Below are 17,616 nucleotides of genomic sequence, written 5' to 3' on the forward strand. Positions count from 1 at the left end.
TGATTTGATTTGTTCGAATTAATTGGCGCGTATAGTGACAAAATATGAATCTCATTTTTGTGATATAAATCATATTTTAACTGTGGTTTTTATGGTTTTAATGGCTCAAAGTTTTTTTATGCTGTGTTACACTCACCTCTACTTTAATTTGAAAAGTAAATGTAAAAATGCGAAAGAAAGTACAATTATCATTTACTACGAAATTATTTTTATCTCTTTTGATCTTTTCATTGATTATTTTAGCTCTATTACAAAGTTATATTTGGAATGCGACAGAAACAAATTTATACCGAAGTTTAGGTGAAAAAGCGCAAATTCAAGCAAGAGAATTAGCAGTAATACCCAGTTTAATAAAATATGTTAGAGAAAAAGATACTAATAAAATAGCTGAATTAGTAATTGATATTTTTCAACAAAGTGACGCAAGTTATATTGTTATTGGTGATGAAAATGCCCATCGCCTTTTTCATACTGCCAATAATGCCCTATTTTCACCCATGATTGGTGACGATAATCAGCAAGTACTCAATGGCAATAGCAGTGTTACCATTAGTAAAGGTTCACTTGGGTTAGCATTAAGAGGCAAAGCACCAATAATTGATCAAGGTAAAATTGTTGGCATTGTTTCAATTGGTTATATGATTGATGATATTTATGCACTACATATCAAACAAGTCATCCCTTTTATCTTTTTTTGTTCATTACTATTTTTAGCATTGTTTATCTTTTCTTTTTGTTTTTCTAAGGCAATCAAAAGACAGATGTTTAATTTGGAGCCGAAAGAAATTGCATTACTGGTAAAAAGTCAAAAATCAATTATGGAATCCATTTTTGAGGGTGTCATTGCCATTGATCTTGATTACAAAATTATGAATATCAATCAATCAGCAAGATCGATGTTAAAAATTAAAGTCAAAGATAATGAATTGATTCATCATACCTTATGGGATTTTATTGAATCAACAGAATTTATATGTGGAAATGATAACAAGATCCAAGATATACATGATCATATTTGTTATTTTAATAATATTATTGTCATTGCTAATCGAATTCGAATTATGGTTGATAATAAGATTAAAGGTTGGGTTATTACGTTCCGTAATTACAATGATATTAACTTATTAAGCATGCAATTAACTCAGGTAAATCAATATGTGGATAATTTGCGCACATTAAGACACGAGCATCTTAATTGGATGGCAACACTATCTGGCTTAATTTATATGAGGCGTTACCAAGAAGCAGAATCTTTTATTGCGTTGCACTCTGCCGATAATCAAGCTAGTTTAGATTTTATAACTGAACATTTTAAAGTACCTGCTGTATGTGGTCTGTTAATAGGTAAATATTCTAAATCACATGAAATTGGTTTAAAACTGATGTTCGATCCTGCATGCCAGTTAAATACATTGCCCGATTCAATTACCGAAACAGAATTTATGTCTATTTTAGGTAATTTACTTGATAACGCATTCAATGCTAGTTTGAAAAACGATCGTGGCGATAAAACGATCTATTTATATCTTAGTGATGCAACCGATGAAATTGTATTAGAAATTAGTGATCAAGGTTGTGGTATAGATGAGAAAATTCGTGATTCAATTTTTAAACCCGGCGTCACATCACAAGATACTAAAGAACATGGGATTGGTTTGCATCTCGTTTTGACTTACATTAAAAAAGCTAATGGCTATATTACATTTGAAGATAATGAACCTTACGGTGCAATTTTTTCCGTTTTCATACCCAAATAACATGAGGGATAAGAAAGTATGAATCAATCAAAAGATGATATAATTAAATTACTTATAGTTGAAGATGAGCCAATTTTAGCTGAGCTAAATGCTGATTTTATTCAACGTGATACCAAAGTAAACGTTATCGGTATTGCCTCCAATTTAGCTGAAGCAAAAATAATGATCGATAAATTAAAACCAACTTTAATTTTATTAGACAACTATTTACCAGATGGAAAAGGTATTGATCTTTTTGAATATATCATTAATAATCATCTAGATTGTTATGTTATCTTCATTACTGCAGCCAGTGATATGGATACGTGTAGCAAAGCAATACGCTTGGGTGCATTTGATTATTTAATAAAACCACTGTCCTATCAACGTTTAAAACATTCGTTAGAGCGCTTTGAGCTGTTCTTATATCGGCAAAGCCTACAAAAGCATGTCAATCAACGAAGAATTGATGAACTTTTTAATTTGCAAACGAAAGATTTTGTCGGCATTAATCGTCATTCAAAAGGTATCGAGGAAATCACTCTACAAAAAGTTAAAGATCTATTTATGAAAACAGACAAACCGTTAACGGTAGATGATATAGTCGAAAATGCCCAAATCAGTAAAACGACCGCCAGACGATATTTAGAACACTGTGTTCAAACAAAATTATTAACCGTTGAACTTAACCATGGAAAAATCGGGCGTCCAGAAAGACTATATAAACGATTAGGTAAATAGTTCCAATTACCAAACACGAGTTAAGTACCACTAAAACCAGCTATCCATATAATTGATAATTATATAAATATGCTTATTTATTATTTTATCCTCTAAATATTTGATGCTAGATTGAATTTATCCAATCCTGAAACAGGATTGATTCTGCCGTATCAAATAAGAGGAGTAAGCATATGTCTATAGCGATAGGAAAGGTAGTCACTACCGAAAATAATGAAATTAACCAAGATGGCGCTTTTGTTCGTCAATCTAATCGATTTGATACTCCCTTCGGCAACGAGCCAGGCATGCTGCCGGTTGAATCGGGTCGTTATCGTTTAATTTGGGCGGCAATTTGTCCTTGGGCACACCGCCAGATGATAGCGATTAAGTTATTGGGGTTAGAGCATGTGATCAGTGTTGGTAAAGTATCACCCGTCCGTACCAGCCATGGTTGGGAGTTTTCGCTGGATCCTAAAGGCGTCGATCCGGTGCTCGGTATTCGCTACTTACCTGAAATTTATGCCTCGACAGATCCCAATTACCATGGTCGAGCAACCGTACCAACCATAGTGGATGTGAAAACCGGCAAAGTGGTTAACAATGACTATTTTAATTTAACCTACTACTGGGAAACCGTTTTTAAACCCTTTCATAAATCAGGTGCGCCCGATCTTTATCCTCTACATTTACGTAAGGAAATTGATGAACTTAACCATGTGATTTTTCATGAAGTGAATAATGGCGTTTATAAGGCAGGGTTTGCACGCTCACAAAAAGCTTACGAAGAAGCTTATCATCTTGTATTCAATCAATTAGATAAACTGGAGCAACGTTTAGACAAATCACGCTATCTATTTGGTGATAATATTACTGATTCCGATATTCGTCTGTATGTTACATTAGCACGCTTTGATGTTGCCTATTATTCTGCATTCAAAACTAACCGTAATCGAATTATTGATTACCCTAATTTATGGGCTTATGCCAGAGATCTGTATCAAATCCCGGCTTTTGGTGAAACCACCGATTTTGAAGCGATAAAAAAGGGCTATTTTTTGAGTAATAATGCGCATAATCCTTATGATATTTTGCCTTTAGGCCCTGATGTTAGCAATTGGCATGCTCCCCATAATCGAGATAAACGTTTTAGTACAAATCACTAATTATTGGGATAATACGAATGCCAAATATAGTAGATATTGGATTAATTTTCAGCCAAATTCCGACATTACTTGCTTATTTGCCGGTCACATTGTTTATTACTCTTTTTTCAATGTTACTGGGAGTAATGTTAGGACTCATCATCGCTATTATTAAAATGAACAAGATACCTGTTCTTTCCCAGATAGCGATGATATTTGTTTCATTTATTAGAGGCACGCCATTGCTAGTGCAACTCTATTTAAGCTTCTATGGTATTCCTATTATATTACGTTATATCAATTATTATTATCATACCGATTTTAATGTTAACAGTGTTCCGCCAATGCTGTTTGTTTTGATTGCGTTTTCTTTTAATGAAGCGGCATATAATTCAGAAACAATACGTGCCGCATTACAATCGGTAAATAAAGGACAAATTGAAGCAGCACAGTCCCTTGGGATGACCTATAGCCAGTTATTACGTCGAATCATTATTCCGGAAGCCTTTATTGTCGCCTTACCCAACCTTGGTAACGCACTAATAGGCTTACTTAAGGGAACCTCCCTCGCCTTCGTTTGTTCTGTAACTGAAATGACGGGCAGAGGTAAAACCTTAGCTGGACATAGTTATCGCTATTTTGAAGTCTATATTTCATTGGCACTCATCTACTGGGCATTAACCATTATTATTGAATTGATCGTTAGATATTTGGAAAAGCGCCTTACGATATCTGACACGGTGAATACACCAAGTTATCGCCGAGGGAAACTATTATGATAAATGTGCAAAATTTAACTTTATCTTTTCAAGATAATTCAATACTTAATAATCTTAATTTTCACATTAAACCTCATGATATTGTGGCAATTATCGGTGCGTCAGGAGCAGGCAAATCAACACTACTACGATGCTTAAATTTATTAGAAAGACCGCAATTCGGTAAAATTACTATTGATGATATTGAGTTGGATGTCAGCCGTGTAAAGCGATCACAATTAGTCAGATTTCGCCAACAAACTGCAATGGTATTTCAACAATTTAATTTATTCCAACAAAAAAATGCATTAGAAAATGTAATGGAAGGATTAGTTGTTGTAAAAAAATATCCCAAAGATAAAGCACAACAAATAGCTTATGACAAATTAGTTGAAGTTGGACTAGGTGAAAGAATCTATCATTACCCCAAACAGCTATCGGGAGGACAACAGCAACGAGTAGCCATTGCCAGAGCGTTAGCCATGGATCCTAAAGTATTATTACTTGATGAACCCACTTCCGCCTTAGATCCTGAATTAGTCGGAGAAGTGTTAGCTACGATAAAATTAGCAGCAAAGTCAGGTATAACGATGCTCCTTGTCTCTCACGAAATGAGTTTTGTACACGAAATCGCAACTCGAGTCTTTTTCTTGGATAAAGGGCAAATAATAGAAGACGGCACACCAAAACAAGTGTTTACCAATCCAACTCAGCAAAGAACTCGTGATTTTTTAACGCGCTATTACAATACCATGCAAATGGAGTATGAAATCTAATGAATAAAAGAGGTCGTAATGAGTATTGTTTTACAACAACATTGTCAAAATATTAACTGGCAAGATGTCGCTGACTTACTTGCCTTTTATGGACTCAGTTCGCTTGATGCCAAAACCCAAGAACAAGTCTTTAAACAGAGTTATGGCGTCGTTTTTTTACTGGAAAAAAAACGAGTAGTGGGTGTGGGACGCACATTATCAGATGGTATTTGTCAGGCAGCCATTTATAACATTGCGCTGGCAAACCATTTACATGGTCAGCAATTTGGACGGTTAATTGTGGAAAAACTGGTAGAACAGGTCAAACACTGCAATATCATTCTTTATACTCATCCCCAAACCATCGAATTTTATAAAAATATGGGGTTCGATTTAATGAAAACGGGAATGGCTCGTTATCAGGTCGATCATCAAACAGAAATGAAAAATATGGGTTTTATCTAAAACTGTTTTAGCTTTATTCCGTAAAAAAGGAGAGTAGCATTATGAATATCCCCACAAATTATTTTATTTCAGCTTTAAGCGTACTAACTTTAACTGTTTTATTATCTGGCTGTGATAACGCAAAAGAAAACTCACCAACAACCCAAAAGGAAAAAATTACTATTGCTACCTCTGGCGCACCTAGCCCTTTTACGACGGTAAATGATAAAGGAGAATTAATTGGCTACGATATTGAGGTAGTCAAAGCGGTATTTGCCCAATTACCACAATATGAAATCAATTTTGAAGTTACCGAGTTTCCTTCGGTTTTAGCAGGACTTGACTCTCAACGTTATCAAGTCGGAGCCAATAATTATGCGATGAATGAAAAACGCAAAGAAAAATATTTTTATTCTTCGCCAATTTTCATGAACCAATATGTGATAGCAGTAGCTGAAAATAATGACAATATTAACCGTTTTAGTGATTTAAAAGGCAAATCGACTGAAGTTTCACCAGGGCTTAATTATGCTACAGCGTTAGAGTTATACAATGAACAACATCCCGATAACCCCGTCAACATCATTTACAGTGAAGCAGACTTACTGCCAGTGTTACAGCATGTTGAAACAGGACAATATGATTTTCAGTTAATTGATAAAGTCATGTTGTCGCAATATATCAGCGAACATAACTTGAAACTCAAAAGTATCGATTTAAGCAACGAAGATGCTGAACGTATTGCTTCCCCCTATAGTTACTTATTGATCAGCAAAGGAAAGAAAGGTGAACAATTAACCAAAGATATCAATCAAGGCATCCAAAAGATCATCAATAATGGAAAATTATCAGAAATTAGTATTCATTATTTTGGTGCTGATTATTCACCCAAACAGTGAACTAACATAATCAAAATAACCAATTGGTTTATAGCTAAAACATTGGGTTAAATAGCGTTGCCTACCATAATGAAATAGATATATAAAGCACTTATTCACAATGCTTTAAAATGCTGAATATTATGGGGAAGGCTTAGTATGGATTTATACTCAAATGGTATCAAGGTCTTTACTTTTACAAGTATTTTTAAGCTATAAAATGTAAGACTAGAAGATTTTCTTATTGATAATTAATGGCTCTTGGAAAGATGATTCCAGAGCCAAACTAATTAATCAACAATGATTCGTCCATTTAACGGTTGAATTGGTCGGTTATTATCATGCTGCATAATTGAATGAAATTTTTCGATTTGTGCTTTTGATGCATAACTTTCATGTTCTAACACAATCCACCTTACCCCTTCTGTACAAGGTGGCGTAGTCAGTGAACCACTAAAGCGGTAGTAGTCCAATACATTGGGTAATAACGCTTTTATATTAATGGCATTATCTAATATCAGGCTTTTATTCACCGCTGTTGGCATTTGATGCCATGCTTTTTCTAATTCTAAATTAGTTTTACCTTCTTTAAACATTAACGCCATTACCGCTAAATCGCCATTTTGATTTTTATAAACAAAATGCGCCTCCATCGGATAATGCTTACCGTTAATTTCATTTTCGCTAGGCGTATGAAAGTGGAATTGCTGCAATGTAAAAACTTCATCATCCAACGTTAAACTATTTTCACCCGATACATTGATTTGTATAGTATGACCATTATTAATCATTTCTTGCTTAGCAGAATTGAAAATAAGACTAAGCTCAGGATGATTTGTTTTAAACGCATGTTCAATATTGATTGGTGATTGATTCTTGCCATTTTCACAAGTTGAATATTCCGGTGAAAGCTTTCCCCAGTTTTCAGGCTTTTCTTGCCCATCATATCCCCAATGAGTGGTATGTTCATTTGCAAAACAGGGGAAGCTAAATGTTGCAATTAAAGCAACAATCCTTATGTTCAATTTCATAATTTCTCAATTTAATAATGTGATTTGTGGCGAAATTATAGACTTATTAAACAAGCCTGACTATCTAAAATTAGTTAATTAAAACAATTCTCTCAAAAACCTCATTAAGGCCTCTTAAAAAATTTGAACTGTTTTTTAAATAAACAATATATTTAACCAAATGTCGGTAAAATACAACCAATGCACAAAATTGCAATTTTGTCAATAAATTTTAAAAAATATAGATATTTCATTTCACTAATAAAAAATAATGCTCTATATTTCCTCAATAGTTTGATCTTAACGATAAATAAATTAGTTGAAATTTCTTAATTAAAAAGACAAGGTGTGATTAGATGAAAAGTATAAAAATAACAGGAGCTCGGATTCACAATCTTAAAGATGTTGATATTACTATTCCCAAAAACAAATTAACCGTTGCCACTGGTATAAGTGGATCAGGAAAGTCTAGTCTGATGTTTGATATTGTGTTTGAAGAAGGACGTAAAGGATATCTTCAATCATTAGGAATATTTCCGGGACTTGAAAATGAGAGAAAATTTGCAAGCATAGAGGGTATCGGCCCGACAATTGCAGTTAAGCAAAGCGTTGTACGTCAGAATAACCCAAGATCAACAGTCGGTTCAAAAACAAACATATTTAACCTTCTCGCCCTACTGTATTCAAGTGAAGGGCAGGTTAAATGTTCAGAGTGCAACGAAACTATTGGACAAGATAGGATCTGCGCTAAGTGTGGACATGAGGAAGAGCGCCTTGAATTAGGCTATTTTTCCTATAATAACCCTAACGGAATGTGTATGAAATGCGCTGGCAGAGGCGCATATTATCACGTTAATATGGAAAAGCTTATTGCAAATAAAAATCCCACCGTTCGAGAGTTATTTAATTTTATCGGGGTAACTCCGGGTATACTTCGCGTCTTGGAAAGGAATTTCAAAGGCTATATGGATCAGCCTTATTTAGAAATACCGGATGAAATAAAAGAAGACGTGGTAAACGGGCATTATGTCAGCAATAACAGTGCAAATCAAAGCTTCTGCTTATCAAGAATTTTGCAAGCTAAACACAAAAGAGGCGAATATTTAAATGGTCTGTATGAAATAACACTTTGCTCAGAATGTCACGGATATCGCATTGGTGAAGAAGCTCGCAACATATTAATTAATCATAAAAATATTGGTCAAGTCGGTAAAATGACTTTAGACGAGGCTAAAACGTTTTTTGAATCGGCATTAGAACTAAACGAAATAACGCAATTTGGGAAAAATCTTCTTAACGATATTTTGGGTAAAACAAACTCATTAATTGCTTCTCGTTTAGGTCATTTGTCACTTTATAGAGAAATGTCCTCACTAAGTGGTGGGGAAATACAACGACTCTTCCTTAACTCGCATTTGGAGTCGAAACTTGAATCACTTATCTATATTCTTGATGAACCCACAGTAGGTCTACATGAATCAGAAAAACTTGAACTTTTACAATCTATAAAAGCGCTTAAAGATTTGGGCAACACGGTTATTGTTGTGGAACATGACAAAAGTACGATAGAAATAGCTGAACATATCATTGATATTGGCCCAAAAGCGGGAATTGAAGGCGGGGAAGTGATTTATGAAGGTAATTATGCTGGTCTGTTAAAATGCGATAAATCATTGACAGGACAATATCTTTCCGGCAAAGCAAAAATGCCGGTAAGGATGTTAAAACAAAATATCGATGATTCTGCTATTCCTCGTTTAGTCATTCGACACGCCAAAACCAACAATTTAAAAGATATTTCAGTCGCATTTCCATTAGGCGTTCTTATTGGGGTTTCGGGCGTTTCCGGAAGTGGAAAAAGCTCCTTGATATCGAACACACTTACGCCCCTGTTAAAAAGTTATTTTCGCTTAGACGCCAATAAGAACAATAGCAATGGAGAAGAAGTAGATCTTGAAGAAGAATCACTGTTAATCGAAACAATAGCCGAAAGGCTTGATGGCGCAGAAAATATTTCTGGCTTTGCTGAAGTATCGCAGGCACCAATAGGAAGAAATATAAATTCGAATCCTGTTACTTTTACCAAAATATGGGACAAGATACGAAGATTATTTGCAGAACAACCCGAAGCAAAACGGTTAAATTTAACGGCAGGACACTTTTCCTTCAATTCCGAGGGCGCTTGTCGAGAGTGTCATGGTAGTGGACGTAAAGCTATTTTTCCTGAAGGTAGTTTAAAGATGTACGCAACATGCGAAAAATGTAAAGGTAAAAGATATAACAACGAAGCTTTAACGGTCACGTATAAAGGGAAAAATATTTCAGACATTCTTGATATGCAGATTTCCGAAGCGATAGCCCTATTTAGTGATAATGATTTCATTGTTCGTCCGTTACAGATAATGGAACGGATTGGTATGGGATATATAAAACTTGGGCAACCCACTTCAACAATGAGCGGAGGGGAAACCCAAAGACTAAAACTCGCGAAGGAATTAGGACGGCAACGAAAAGGTCATATCTTGTATATCATGGATGAACCCACTACCGGTTTAAGCCTTTATGATACAGCTCAGCTGATAAAACTGTTGGATGAATTAATCAAAAGCGGAAACTCTGTGATTGTTATTGAACATAATCATGTAGTTCTTGAATCGTGCGATTGGATCGTGGAGCTTGGCCCTGAAGGAGGATTAAAAGGCGGTGAAATCATTGCCGAAGGAACCCCTAAAGACTTGGTGAAAAATCCAAAATCACTAATCGGAAAATATTTAACTCCTACGACTTAAAAAGTGAATACTTGATTATGGCTAATATAAAAGAATTAGAAACCATTGATGCAGAATCGGTGGATATGAATCCAGATAAATTGAGAGAGCTGGATGTCGCCTTGAATTTTCAACTAGGTATTATTAAAGGAATCGCGATTTTGCGAAAAGGTGGCATTGTGTTTGAAAAATATTTCAAAGGTTACCATGCTGAAAATACTCATCATCTCACTTCAGTAACACAAAGCGTTACTTCCGCTTTAGTGGGAATAGCCATTGATAAAGGATATATAAAAAGCGTCGATCAACCAATACTGGATTTTTTTCCAGAAGCGGAATCCAAAGCCAGTGATATGTTAAAGCGACATCTGACAATCAAACACTTACTTACCATGACTGCACCCTATTCTTGGAAAAAGAGTGAGCCATTAGATAGGTTGAGAAGGCAAAAGAATTGGACGATGTTTATGCTTGAAATGTTGGGACAAAAAGGTCAGCTTGGGGAGTTTCAATTCAATATGTCTAATGCCCACCTTCTTTCAGCGATTATTACGCGGAGTACGGGACTATCAACCCGAGAATTTGCCAATAAATCATTATTTAGTCATTTAGGGGTGAAAGAGATCGTTGACCAGCAGATGAAATCCTTTTCTAAAGAAGAGGTCTATGGTGAAAATATTACCGGTTGGATAAAAGATCCTCAAAATATCAATACCGGAGGCTGGGGGCTGTGTTTAACTCTGCGGGATATGCTTCGTTTGGGATATTTGTATTTGAATAAAGGCCAATGCAATGATAAGCCGATCATTTCAGAAAACTGGATAACTGAATCGCTAAAACAGCATACGGAAGATTGTGGCTATATGTGGTGGCTTAGAGAAGATAAGGGGATTAACACTTTTCTTGCGGCAGGCATAGGCGGAACTTATCTCTATTGTGTTCCCGAAAAGGATCTGATAGTGGCAATCGTATCGAAAGTCGACAAGATGATAATCGACAGGTGGGAACTCATGGCGGATTATATTATTCCATCAATTACAGACAGTTAATATTTTCGTCGTAAATAAAATATCCCTTCTGCGATTCATTCCACCAAAAGGCAAGAAGGTTTTACCGCCATGAACTGTCTAACAAAACGTTTTAGGTTGGGATAGGTGCTGTTCGGGCAGGTACTATAAAGTGAAAAATATAATGGATATTTTGCTCTCGATAACATGTCGATTAGACGCTTTTTTGCGCTAGAGAAAAAATAACATCACTATTTAAAAAATAAACTTAAAGAGAAATCTATGTCAAATTTTCAAGAAAAATTGCAAAAAGGCATGTTTGAAGGTCCAATCATGCCAATAATTATAAAAATAGGGATTCCCATTCTCATTGGTCACTTATTAAATTATGCTTACTTAATCATAAATACCTATTTTATTTCATTGATCAATCCTACTTCTTCAGCCCCGTTGGCGGGAACCGGTCTTTTATTTCCATTATTTTTTGTCTTTGAAGCTATCGCCTCAGGTTTAGCCGTTGGACTCAGTACCACAACGGGGCGATTGATCGGCGAAAAAAGATTTAATCATTATCAAAATCTAGGTGTTACAGGTGTCGTCATCGCTTTACTGCTAACCGTGCCATTTATGATTATGTGTTATGCTTTTGGCCCACAAATTATTAATTTATTATCAGGTGATAAATTAAGCCTAGAAGCAACAGTCTATAGTCTACAGTTTTTATATTCATTAGCCCCAGGTTTACTGTTCATAATATTATTACAGGTTTATGGCGGTATTCTTATTGGCGAAGGCCTGACATATGTTACTGCAATATCATTTATGATTATGGTAACGCTCAATATCGTACTTGATCCGATATTGATATTTGTACTCGATATGGGGGTGGCTGGTGCAGGTTTAGCCACAACAATATCGTTATTTATGGCTTTTATCTATTTAATCCGCTTTATACACAAGGGAAAATCAAGAATTCCGTTAACATTTAACTTTGCTCACTTTAACGGAAAAATTGCCAGAGAAATCATACGGATTGGATTGCCTCAGTTTTTAATGACAGCCTCAACTTATATCATTATCGTTGCATATAACAAAATGATCACCAATACCTTTGATGAAAATGCAATGAATGCATGGACATTGGTTGGGAGAATTGATCAGATTTTAGTTATTCCGATGATTGCTATTGCTGGTGCAATGACGGTCTTTATTTCGCAAAATTATGGACGTAATCAACTTGATCGGATTAAAGAAGCTTTTAATCTAGGCTTAAGGGCAATAATGATACTATGTAGCATCATTGCAGCACTTTATGTATTACTTTCTCCTTGGTTATTTTCAATATTTACTTCAATACCCGAAGTGATTGATCTTGCCACAAAACAAGTGCTAATCGTATCATTTACATTTTGCTTTATGGCAATATCATGGATAATCGCATCATTCTTTCAAGCGACAGGAAAACCCCTACCTGCGGTAATTATCCTTTATATTAGAATGATCATTATTTTTTCTATAGGACTATATTTAGTCTATGCTCAAAAAATGGGAATGAATGGCATTTTTATCTCTATGGCAATCGGAAACCTACTTTCATGTTTATTGTCATTTTTGTGGGTGAAGAAAAGTCTGAAATCATTAAAATTCAAATCAATTTTGGAATAAGTTATTCTCGTCTATTGCTACGCTATTATCACAAACAATATTAAGCAAATAAGCTAAGTACAAAAGTTAATCAAGGAGAAGAAAGATATATTGTAAAAAATAATTGGGTAGATATTGAATATCATTATATTATTGGAAGAAAAGAATAGGGAAAAATTAATATCTATGAAGCACATCCCCGAATTAAAGTCGAAATTCAATCTATCCAATAAGATTATAAATGGATGACAATATGAAATTATTAAAGATTTTAATAATACTATTGCTATTAATTAAAGGTTTTACCCAAATTCTTATTTGTAAAGATGATCCTACTGTCTTTTTGGCGCTAAAATTCAATCCTCTTTCTGAAAATTATAATTATATTAATTATTTAAGTCACAATAGTTATTATGTTTTGTTTTCTGATGAAAATGAAATGATAGGACAAAATATCATTGATATGATTTATAAGATTCCTTTAATTCTTTATATTTCAGTTTTGCTTATATTATTTTTTTTAAAACATAAAAATACAAAAGAGAAAACCCTATAAAGCAATTTTTGCCACCTATTACTTTCTTGATATTTTTTTGCTTTTTATAAAGAGGTTAATGAACCACAATTATTAAGTAATGAAATAGAGAAACATTTACTAGAAAGAGGATTAGATAATTATGATATAACAGCTATCGTAACTTATAAAAAAGACATTAAAGAAATTTATTCTGATGATGATTTTAAGTTTAAACTGGATGCTTATTATTATTTATACCATTTCAAAAATAATCACTGAGTATTTGATAAAGCGGAAAAATGAGTTATAAATAGTCTTAACAGGTTGATTTAATAGTAAAAGGAAACAATTTTAAAATGAGAATATTATTACTGATTCTATTGTCTTTGGCTAATATAGCATGTAGTCAAAAAATAGAAAATCAATCAGCAGTGACTCAAACAATCCCACATTTTGATGCTACGGTTTATCAACTTATTGACCTTTTTAATAAAAAGAATTTTAAAGAAATTAACCAATATATTAATAAAGATATAGGTCTTTTCATTGTATATAATGGAAGTACCAGCCCAACAATGAGAAGAATTGAACAATTTAAATCGAATAATAAAATAATTGAAAATACAATACCGTCTTGGGTAGACGATGAATTGCTAGGGTTTTCAATATCTGGCAATCCTAAAATACAATATGAACAATATCCTACATTTGATCCATGTAGTGAAAAAGTCACTAAACTAGGTCTGTATGCCAATTCAAAAGAAAAAAATATTGAGGCTTTAAAAATAGCGCTTGGTTATTATCATTGGGAACTAAAACACTATCAATTTGAAAAAAACCCTGTTTGGGAGGAATATCAATCCATTGCCGATAAAATAGCCCCTAAAACAGTTAAAGTTGTCTATATAGAAAACTTTCCAGGTATAATACCGAATCATGAAAAAAATATTTTTATATTTTATCTAACCCAATTAGATAATAAATGGTATTTATCCATTCTAGATTTTTATACTATGGATTGCAGTGCATAAAATGCGTGGTAATAAAAAATATATCGGCAAAAATTAGACTAAATTCCTATAATACCAAAGATGGAGATGATGAAAATGAAAATAAACCGCACTACCATAAAAATTAAAAACTATTTGATTAGTTTATTTTTAGCAATTTTTTTACCATTCAGTTGTAATGCCTACGAAAATCAATATATAGATACAAAATTCGTCTATGAAGCACAATATGATCGAAATAATGATTATTTTAAATCAAAAGAGTTAGACATGCTTTTTAATCTTAATAATGAAGACTACTACCTACCAGATACTTTTGGTCTTGATGCAGAGTTTTATTATGTTCGACCGATATGTATTAAAGGTAATCTTAAAGATAATTATATTCTTTTATATGATAAAAATGACATTTTAAGAGATGTGCTCCCCGTTGCTAATAAATATGTATATTCTATTGATGTTCGATTAGAAAATAATAAAAATGGAATTTGTTTGGGGACATTTGATAAAGAAAATGATTTTTTTGAGATTGAAAAAATTTATGAAGTCACTAAGGAAATAAAATTAAAACCTTTATCAATTGAAACCAAAATATTGGACTGTCCTATACCTGCTGATTACAATACTGAGGATATTGTAGGAATGGAAGATTACTTCAAATATGGCGTATTACGCAATAGAAAATAATAGTTTTAAAAAAGAATTAGTTTTAAATAGTTTTATAGAAAATCAACATAAAAATCCTGAATAATGATATACCAATTTATTGCGACTAAATGATATATAATTATTCAGGATTTTTTTACTATGGATTGCCGTGCATAATATGCGTGATAATAAAAAAATATTCTGGCAAAAATTGTTAATATTCATAGTAACTTATCAATTAAAAATCCACCTAAAATAAAGAAGAAATAAATTCACTATTATCTGAAATCAGGTATATACTCTCCATAAATTCTGAAAACCGCACTCATATACTGCACTCGTTATTCTATACAAGCGTTTTTTAAAGTACGGGGAAACATTGTAAAAAATAAACAAGGAATATTGGCAATGAGATTGATAATAGTATGTTTCACCATCCTATTTATGATAGGTTGTAAGCAAATGGCGAATAGCCAACCGATTAATAAAAATAAAAAAGACGATCTTATTACCCAAATTATGCAAGCTCCGCTTGCCAGCCCGCCAATTGGTGATAAACATGTTTTATATCCTTTTGCTACACATTGGCAACATGCAGAAACAGAAAATGAACGTTCGGGGAGTGAAAAAGCTTTTTATGAATTGCTCAGAAATTTAAATAAGCAGTCCCAATCAGAACAATCCTATAAGATCACTTTAACTATTGAAAATTTAAAACAGGTTTTTAATATCCCATATGATATCTATTCTGATATTATTGATGATATTACAAAACAAGAGATTAAAGTTCATGTAGAGAAATTAGCTAGTTCGCCTCATTTTGATCTGTTTCTACTTACCACTGAATCCCTTGATTTAAAATGTAATCCTTGTGAATACGAATCTAAATTTACCCTACAAACCATTATTTCTATTTCTGCCGATAAAATTATAGATAAGTTGGTAGTAGCTTACAAATATGGAAGTGATATAGGCAGAAGTTATCGTTTTTTCTATTATAACAAGGAAAAAATAATTATTAGGGAACTTGAACGTGATGAGATAAATAGTTTTGCTTCTGAAATAACAACATATCAACTCTCCTCCCAAGGCAAATTTATCCGCTATTATGACGAAAATGGTCCATTTCAAAACCAAGAAGAGCAAGGCTTAGTTCAAAACCATACCCGCGAAGGTTTATGGATTGAAATGAAGCCAAACGGTTATACTCATAACAATACTTACTTAGAAGCTGAATATAAAAATGGTTTGCCCGTTAATATTTGGAAATTTTATCAATTAGAACAGCATTATAATGAACTGAATGAACCTATCTTATCCACCCGCAAAAAAGGCAAACTTTTGTACACAGAAACCTATAAAGACGGTGAACTTATCGAACGTAAATTTGTGGGACCATTGTTAATGGTGAAATAATTACAAAATTTTGCAGAAATAGAAAAATTTATGAAGTTAATGCTATTATCTGCCAGCTGGTTTTGATGCCGAACAGGTTGCCAAAGCTTCAGCCCAAAGTTTTTTTGTAGTTGAAGCAACTGCTTATCATGCTGCAACCGAAAGAGATCCGCAAAATATAGCTTTACTTTTTATTTGAAAAAAATGAGCATTTTTGCTAACCCTCATTTGAACCCGAAAAAATAGTAAATTGATAGAAAAATTGATAGATGTATATGGATAAGCGGTATACTAAAAAAATATAACATATTGATTTATAATCAAATAGAGACGTATAGATATGAGATGAAGTGGAAAGTTGGCTCCTCCAACTGGACTTGAACCAGTGACATACGGATTAACAGTCCGCCGTTCTACCGACTGAACTATGGAGGAACACTTGACTGTCAGAATATTAACGATCTATAACGATTATGTCAATCGTTAAAACACGAAATAAAACTAACTGCTCAGTGAGTAAACAAATAATACATCGCCTATGCTAAAATAAAGGGCTACGGTAAGAATAGCTAGAGTATGATTTATGAAAAAAAATATTTGTGTATTTTGTGGTGCCAGTGAAGGCAATCGTTTGGAATATCGAACAGCTGCAGAGCAACTCGGTAAAATTATAGCAAAACAAAATCGGCGATTAATTTATGGCGGAGGTAATAAAGGGCTGATGGGAATGATTGCTAATGCTGTTTTAGCTCATGGCGGTGAAGTCATCGGCATCATCCCTGAACGTTTAGTTAAAGCTGAAACTGCTCACCATGGCATTACCCGATTAGAAGTGGTCGACAATATGCATCAACGTAAAGCAAGGCTTGCAGAACTGGCTGACGGTTTTATCGCTATGCCAGGCGGTACCGGCACATTAGAAGAAATTTTTGAGGTTTGGACCGGTATGCAAATTGGTTATCATGAAAAACCGGTGGCATTATTTGATATTGCAAACTTTTGGCAACCTATGTTGAGTTTTTTAAAGCATGCTGTGCAAGAAGGGTTTATTCGGGAAAATTTTTATAACACATTAATTGTTAGTGATAACGCCGAATTTGTGTTGAAACAAATGGACGATTTCGTTCCGAAAGATTTACAACGCTGGGTAAAGAAATAAGTGAATATAAGAAAAAACGCCA

At 33.7% G+C, this 17,616-nt stretch carries 16 protein-coding genes and 1 tRNA gene; 15 read left to right on the forward strand and 2 right to left on the reverse strand.

What is annotated here, in order from left to right:
- Positions 1–167 precede the first annotated feature (167 nt).
- The 7 genes from ACGH6P_RS08560 to ACGH6P_RS08590 all read left to right on the forward strand — a co-directional run bounded on the left by ACGH6P_RS08560 (position 168) and on the right by ACGH6P_RS08590 (position 6,457).
- Positions 168–1,757, forward strand: a complete 1,590-nt coding sequence (locus ACGH6P_RS08560) for an ATP-binding protein (RefSeq protein ID WP_411597268.1) — start codon at positions 168–170, stop codon at positions 1,755–1,757.
- Between the two features lie 18 nt (positions 1,758–1,775).
- Positions 1,776–2,477 carry a response regulator gene (locus tag ACGH6P_RS08565; RefSeq protein WP_411597269.1) on the forward strand — a complete coding sequence of 234 codons (702 nt, stop codon included), beginning with the start codon at positions 1,776–1,778 and terminating at the stop codon, positions 2,475–2,477.
- A gap of 173 nt (positions 2,478–2,650) precedes the next feature.
- The gene (locus ACGH6P_RS08570; RefSeq protein ID WP_411597271.1) at positions 2,651–3,622 is read left to right on the forward strand and encodes a glutathione S-transferase family protein; all 972 of its coding nucleotides are present in this window, start codon (positions 2,651–2,653) and stop codon (positions 3,620–3,622) included.
- A 17-nt stretch (positions 3,623–3,639) separates the two neighbouring features.
- Complete coding sequence (locus ACGH6P_RS08575) at positions 3,640–4,380, forward strand: amino acid ABC transporter permease (RefSeq protein WP_267351956.1); 741 nt, start codon at positions 3,640–3,642, stop codon at positions 4,378–4,380.
- Positions 4,377–5,135: an amino acid ABC transporter ATP-binding protein gene (locus ACGH6P_RS08580; RefSeq protein ID WP_411597272.1), complete on the forward strand. Its 759-nt coding sequence runs from the start codon at positions 4,377–4,379 to the stop codon at positions 5,133–5,135. Before ACGH6P_RS08575 ends, ACGH6P_RS08580 begins: the two co-directional genes overlap by 4 nt.
- Before the next feature lie 18 nt (positions 5,136–5,153).
- Positions 5,154–5,579: a GNAT family N-acetyltransferase gene (locus ACGH6P_RS08585; RefSeq protein ID WP_411597273.1), complete on the forward strand. Its 426-nt coding sequence runs from the start codon at positions 5,154–5,156 to the stop codon at positions 5,577–5,579.
- A gap of 41 nt (positions 5,580–5,620) precedes the next feature.
- The gene (locus ACGH6P_RS08590) at positions 5,621–6,457 is read left to right on the forward strand and encodes a transporter substrate-binding domain-containing protein (RefSeq protein ID WP_411597274.1); all 837 of its coding nucleotides are present in this window, start codon (positions 5,621–5,623) and stop codon (positions 6,455–6,457) included.
- Between the two features lie 269 nt (positions 6,458–6,726).
- On the opposite strand, the gene ACGH6P_RS08595 is transcribed toward ACGH6P_RS08590, so the two are convergent.
- Complete coding sequence (locus ACGH6P_RS08595) at positions 6,727–7,467, reverse strand: carbonic anhydrase (protein WP_267360562.1); 741 nt, start codon at positions 7,465–7,467, stop codon at positions 6,727–6,729.
- Between the two features lie 797 nt (positions 7,468–8,264).
- On the opposite strand from ACGH6P_RS08595, the gene ACGH6P_RS08600 reads away from it, so the two are divergent.
- The 7 genes from ACGH6P_RS08600 to ACGH6P_RS08630 all read left to right on the forward strand — a co-directional run bounded on the left by ACGH6P_RS08600 (position 8,265) and on the right by ACGH6P_RS08630 (position 16,456).
- Positions 8,265–10,235 (forward strand): excinuclease ABC subunit UvrA, encoded by a 1,971-nt coding sequence (locus tag ACGH6P_RS08600; RefSeq protein WP_411597275.1) that lies wholly within the window; start codon positions 8,265–8,267, stop codon positions 10,233–10,235.
- A 101-nt stretch (positions 10,236–10,336) separates the two neighbouring features.
- The gene (locus ACGH6P_RS08605) at positions 10,337–11,263 is read left to right on the forward strand and encodes a serine hydrolase domain-containing protein (protein WP_411597276.1); all 927 of its coding nucleotides are present in this window, start codon (positions 10,337–10,339) and stop codon (positions 11,261–11,263) included.
- 240 nt (positions 11,264–11,503) lie between these two features.
- Positions 11,504–12,886, forward strand: a complete 1,383-nt coding sequence (locus ACGH6P_RS08610; protein WP_411597277.1) for an MATE family efflux transporter — start codon at positions 11,504–11,506, stop codon at positions 12,884–12,886.
- Between the two features lie 232 nt (positions 12,887–13,118).
- Complete coding sequence (locus tag ACGH6P_RS08615) at positions 13,119–13,421, forward strand: hypothetical protein (protein ID WP_411597278.1); 303 nt, start codon at positions 13,119–13,121, stop codon at positions 13,419–13,421.
- A gap of 317 nt (positions 13,422–13,738) precedes the next feature.
- Positions 13,739–14,413 (forward strand): hypothetical protein, encoded by a 675-nt coding sequence (locus ACGH6P_RS08620; RefSeq protein WP_411597279.1) that lies wholly within the window; start codon positions 13,739–13,741, stop codon positions 14,411–14,413.
- Between the two features lie 75 nt (positions 14,414–14,488).
- Entirely contained in the window at positions 14,489–15,079 is a 591-nt protein-coding gene (locus ACGH6P_RS08625; RefSeq protein ID WP_267351973.1) for a hypothetical protein, read from the forward strand.
- 369 nt (positions 15,080–15,448) lie between these two features.
- Positions 15,449–16,456: a hypothetical protein gene (locus ACGH6P_RS08630; RefSeq protein ID WP_411597280.1), complete on the forward strand. Its 1,008-nt coding sequence runs from the start codon at positions 15,449–15,451 to the stop codon at positions 16,454–16,456.
- A gap of 338 nt (positions 16,457–16,794) precedes the next feature.
- On the opposite strand, the gene ACGH6P_RS08635 is transcribed toward ACGH6P_RS08630, so the two are convergent.
- Positions 16,795–16,870, reverse strand: a tRNA-Asn gene (locus ACGH6P_RS08635).
- A 148-nt stretch (positions 16,871–17,018) separates the two neighbouring features.
- On the opposite strand from ACGH6P_RS08635, the gene ACGH6P_RS08640 reads away from it, so the two are divergent.
- On the forward strand, positions 17,019–17,594 hold the full coding sequence (locus ACGH6P_RS08640) for a TIGR00730 family Rossman fold protein (protein WP_294828282.1): 576 nt from the start codon (positions 17,019–17,021) through the stop codon (positions 17,592–17,594).
- The last annotated feature ends 22 nt before the right edge of the window (positions 17,595–17,616 follow it).

Origin of the sequence: Gilliamella sp. CG25, assembly GCF_046635705.1 — a bacterium.
Taxonomy (GTDB): domain Bacteria; phylum Pseudomonadota; class Gammaproteobacteria; order Enterobacterales; family Orbaceae; genus Gilliamella; species Gilliamella apicola_I.

Coding starts and splice junctions, on each gene's coding strand:
- ACGH6P_RS08560 (WP_411597268.1), top strand. CDS start 168: ATGCGAAAGAAAGTACAATTATCATTTACTACGAAATTATTTTTATCT.
- ACGH6P_RS08615 (WP_411597278.1), top strand. CDS start 13,119: ATGAAATTATTAAAGATTTTAATAATACTATTGCTATTAATTAAAGGT.
- ACGH6P_RS08565 (WP_411597269.1), top strand. CDS start 1,776: ATGAATCAATCAAAAGATGATATAATTAAATTACTTATAGTTGAAGAT.
- ACGH6P_RS08570 (WP_411597271.1), top strand. CDS start 2,651: ATGTCTATAGCGATAGGAAAGGTAGTCACTACCGAAAATAATGAAATT.
- ACGH6P_RS08625 (WP_267351973.1), top strand. CDS start 14,489: ATGAAAATAAACCGCACTACCATAAAAATTAAAAACTATTTGATTAGT.
- ACGH6P_RS08600 (WP_411597275.1), top strand. CDS start 8,265: ATGAAATGCGCTGGCAGAGGCGCATATTATCACGTTAATATGGAAAAG.
- ACGH6P_RS08580 (WP_411597272.1), top strand. CDS start 4,377: ATGATAAATGTGCAAAATTTAACTTTATCTTTTCAAGATAATTCAATA.
- ACGH6P_RS08640 (WP_294828282.1), top strand. CDS start 17,019: ATGAAAAAAAATATTTGTGTATTTTGTGGTGCCAGTGAAGGCAATCGT.
- ACGH6P_RS08575 (WP_267351956.1), top strand. CDS start 3,640: ATGCCAAATATAGTAGATATTGGATTAATTTTCAGCCAAATTCCGACA.
- ACGH6P_RS08595 (WP_267360562.1), bottom strand. CDS start 7,467: ATGAAATTGAACATAAGGATTGTTGCTTTAATTGCAACATTTAGCTTC.
- ACGH6P_RS08610 (WP_411597277.1), top strand. CDS start 11,504: ATGTCAAATTTTCAAGAAAAATTGCAAAAAGGCATGTTTGAAGGTCCA.
- ACGH6P_RS08630 (WP_411597280.1), top strand. CDS start 15,449: ATGAGATTGATAATAGTATGTTTCACCATCCTATTTATGATAGGTTGT.
- ACGH6P_RS08620 (WP_411597279.1), top strand. CDS start 13,739: ATGAGAATATTATTACTGATTCTATTGTCTTTGGCTAATATAGCATGT.
- ACGH6P_RS08585 (WP_411597273.1), top strand. CDS start 5,154: ATGAGTATTGTTTTACAACAACATTGTCAAAATATTAACTGGCAAGAT.
- ACGH6P_RS08590 (WP_411597274.1), top strand. CDS start 5,621: ATGAATATCCCCACAAATTATTTTATTTCAGCTTTAAGCGTACTAACT.